This is a genomic window from Scandinavium sp. M-37, from assembly GCF_043558715.1.
GTDB lineage: Bacteria > Pseudomonadota > Gammaproteobacteria > Enterobacterales > Enterobacteriaceae > Scandinavium > Scandinavium vulneris_A.
This window is the reverse complement of record NZ_JBIGIN010000125.1, coordinates 1-391: the sequence shown is the minus strand read 5'-3', so window position 1 is coordinate 391 and position 391 is coordinate 1. Positions and strand designations below refer to the sequence as shown.

1 pseudogene is annotated in these 391 nt (G+C 45.3%); it reads left to right on the top strand.

Annotation, left to right across the window (positions count from 1 at the left end):
* Positions 1-228: 228 nt before the first annotated feature.
* Positions 229-391 (top strand): annotated as a pseudogene (locus tag ACG0Z5_RS24010) (flagellin FliC); the annotation flags it as partial.

Here is a 391-nt window from a genome sequence, read left to right as displayed (position 1 = left end):
GGCTGGTTAGTGTTTTGGCGAATACAAAACTAACCACTTTTACCGCCGTTTTCTATTGGTTCACGCTTAACCGCGATGAACCTTTTTTATTTCCAAAAAACCTCCAAATTTTTCTAAAAAAAATTTCAGCGATTTTCACTTTCCCCGATGAATAAGGTATGCGCAATCCCATCGCATATTCCGGCGTAAACCGTCGGTGTATATTCACTCATTAAAAGGATATTGATTATGGCCCAGGTCATTAATACCAACTCACTGAGCCTGATGGCTCAGAACAACCTCAACAAATCCCAGACCTCGCTGGGCACCGCCATCGAGCGTCTCTCTTCCGGGATGCGTATCAACAGCGCCAAAGACGATGCCGCTGGCCTGGCGATTTCTAACCGCTTTA